The following is a 2,777-nucleotide window of genomic DNA, read 5'->3' on the forward strand; positions in this document are numbered from 1 at the left end:
AAAAGCCTTCCTGCCGCATCCGCCACATCCCGCGTCGGCATCTCGCCCGAGATCTCCAGGATCAGCTTGCGCTTCACCGCTTCCGCGAATGAATCGCGGTTCTCGGCGGTCACCACGAACGCCCCCAGCCCGCCGATGATCTGCGCTTCGTATTGTGCCTCAAGCCCGCCTTGTGCGCGGCCGGGATCGTCGGGGCGCAGGATCGGCAGGGCGTTGATCGTTACGCCAGCGGCCAGCACCGTCGCGCGGGCCTCTGCGATGGAGGGGCCGGAATAGCTGCGCACAGAGTCGCCGGAAAAGTCGATCACCCGCCGCCAGCCGTCAAACTCGTTGGTGTCCATCAACCGCAACCCGTCGAGCAGAGCCGCGCCGATGGCGTTGCGCCCATAGGCCTGGCGCGGTTTGTTCAGCAGTTCGGCGGCAAAGAGCGTTGCACTTTCAGGCCCGTCGATCCGCATCCAGTCGGCAACCACCGCCGTGTTGGCCGCCCATTCGACATAGGTCACGGCAATCGACCCGTAGGCCGTGTTGGCAATGGCGGCCAGAACCTCGGGATCGGTGATCGCCTGCGCATAGCCTTGGCGTTGAAAGTCGATCTCGCGCTGGTCAATGGAGCCGGATGCATCCGCCAGCAGCACCAATTCGAGGTCGGTATCTTGCGCCATGGCCGGGCCGGCAAGGCATAGAAGAAGGATCAGAAACAGACGACGCATGGCAAACCCTCATGACACACTGCATCAAAGCTAGGGCATCCGCACCAAAGCTCAAAAGGATTGATCCGGATCAACGCGGGCACGGCGCATTTCAGGCAGGCTTGCCTCACCTTTGGTCAGATGGAGTCTCCTCATGCGACGTGTTCTTGCCGGTCTCACCCTCATTGCCCTGACCGCCGCGCCCGTGATGGCGCAGGATGTGGATCACGGGCGCGCGCTCTTTCAGACCCATTGTGCCACCTGTCATGGTGCGGATGCCAAGGGGCAGGGGCCTTTGGCAGGGGCGCTGGTATTGCAGCCTGTTGACCTCACCGCGCTGGCGTCCCGCAATGGCGGTGTCTTTCCGTTAGAGCGGGTGCTGAAACGGATTGACGGGACCGACCCGCTGGTCAGCCACGGATCGCCCATGCCGGTCTATGGCCCGTATTTCGAAGGGGTCGCCAATACCGCGATGAAACTTCCTAGCGGTCAGCCGATGCTGGTGGCCGAGCCGATTGCCGATCTGGTGGGATATTTGATGTCGGTACAAGGCGCGGAATGATCCGCACCGGGTCTCAACCCGCCTTGGCCGCGCGCTCGGCGATCCGCAGGCACAGATCGGTGGCACGGGTCATGTCCTGCACCGAAACCCATTCAAGCGGGCCGTGGACGTTCTGCATGCCGGTGAACAGGTTGGGGCAGGGCACTCCCATTTCGGTCAGCCGTGATCCATCCGTGCCGCCACGGACGGGTGCCGAAATCTCGGGGATGCCCAGATCGGCCAGTGCCTCGCGGGCCAGTGTCACGGGGGTCATGTCATCCTCAAGCCAATAGCGCATGTTGCGATATTGCGGGGTGATGGTGCAGGCGATCTCAGCGCGGGGTTCGGTGGCGGCAATGGTGTCGCAGACCTGCCGCAGAAGCGCGCCTTTGGCCTCCAGCCCCCCGCGTTCGAAATCCCGCAGGATAAAGCGCAGTTCCATCTGTTCAGCGTTGCCGCGAATGTCGACCGTGTGGATGAAGCCTTCGATGCCATCCGTGGTCTCGGGCGTCATGGTGACCTGTGGCAGGGTGTCGATGATCTTGGACGCAAGATGGATGGCATTGACCAGCTTGCCCTTGGCCCAGCCGGGATGAATCGACACGCCTGTGACGGTGACAACGGCGAAATCGGCCGAGAAGGTCTCGTAGGTCACTTCGCCCAGATCGCCGCCATCAAAGGTATAGGCAAAATCGACACCCAGATCGGTGGGCAGTTTGGGATCGACCCCGCGCCCGATTTCTTCGTCCGGGGTAAAGGCCACACGGATCGTGGGGCGTTTGATCTGCGGGTTTTCAAGCAGGTGCCGCGCGGCGGTCATCACGATGGCTACACCCGCCTTGTCGTCGGCCCCCAGCAGGGTCAGACCAGAGGCGGTCACGATGTCATCTCCTACCTTGCCCGCGAGATAGTGAAAGGCCACTGGGTCGAGCACCAGATCAGGATCGTCGGGATAGGTGATCACCCCGCCGTTATAGCCTTCGATCACACGCGGCTTGACGCCCGTCGCGTTGAATTGCGGTGCCGTATCGACATGGGCCAGAAACCCGATGGTCGGGCCAGGCGTTGTGCCGGGGATTGTGGCGATCACTGTTCCATAGGGCGTCTTGGTCACATCCTGCGCACCTATTTCGGTCAGTTCGGTGACCATCAGATCCAGCATGTCGTGCTGACACGCGGTCGACGGCGATCCGGGGCGGTCCATGTCCGACTGGCTGTCGATGGCGCAATAGCGGACCAGACGGGTTTTCAGCTCATTGTGGAAGGGGTGCATGGAAGGCTCCTGTGAGGTCTGCGCCGAAGGGGCCGGAGGATGCCCCAATAGTCAAGACGTAGGGCATAGCTGAAATCGCCTGCAACAGCTTGATCGCAAAAAACCTTAGGACTCGAGCAGCTTTTGTGACCTAGGGTCGGGACTTCGGTAACGGTTCCCTCTCTGTCAATAGATTTTGGCCAAGCGATTTGATCCCCGCCGACGGGTTGTTCTCGCTTTGTCGATCCGACTGCTGTCTTGCGGCTCTTGGATGAGGTCCTTCAGGAACATG

At 61.6% G+C, this 2,777-nt stretch carries 3 protein-coding genes; 1 reads left to right on the forward strand and 2 read right to left on the reverse strand.

What is annotated here, in order from left to right; genetic code table 11:
* A partial coding sequence (locus JJ869_RS23045; protein ID WP_292271244.1) for a DUF1194 domain-containing protein occupies positions 1–713 on the reverse strand: 713 nt, incomplete at its 3' end.
* A gap of 133 nt (positions 714–846) precedes the next feature.
* Between JJ869_RS23045 and JJ869_RS23050 the strand changes: the two genes are divergently transcribed.
* Complete coding sequence (locus JJ869_RS23050) at positions 847–1,254, forward strand: cytochrome c (RefSeq protein ID WP_292271246.1); 408 nt, start codon at positions 847–849, stop codon at positions 1,252–1,254.
* Positions 1,255–1,267: 13 nt separating this feature from the next.
* Here JJ869_RS23050 and pepT read toward each other — a convergent pair whose 3' ends face one another.
* Positions 1,268–2,506 carry a peptidase T gene (gene pepT / locus JJ869_RS23055; RefSeq protein WP_292271248.1) on the reverse strand — a complete coding sequence of 413 codons (1,239 nt, stop codon included), beginning with the start codon at positions 2,504–2,506 and terminating at the stop codon, positions 1,268–1,270.
* Between the last annotated feature and the right edge of the window lie 271 nt (positions 2,507–2,777).

The sequence above is a fragment of the Marivita sp. genome (genome assembly GCF_017643905.1).
GTDB lineage: Bacteria > Pseudomonadota > Alphaproteobacteria > Rhodobacterales > Rhodobacteraceae > Marivita.

Excerpts from the sequence above, each read along its gene's own strand:
- JJ869_RS23050 (WP_292271246.1), top strand. The coding sequence starts at position 847 with ATGCGACGTGTTCTTGCCGGTCTCACCCTCATTGCCCTGACCGCCGCG.
- pepT (WP_292271248.1), bottom strand. The coding sequence starts at position 2,506 with ATGCACCCCTTCCACAATGAGCTGAAAACCCGTCTGGTCCGCTATTGC.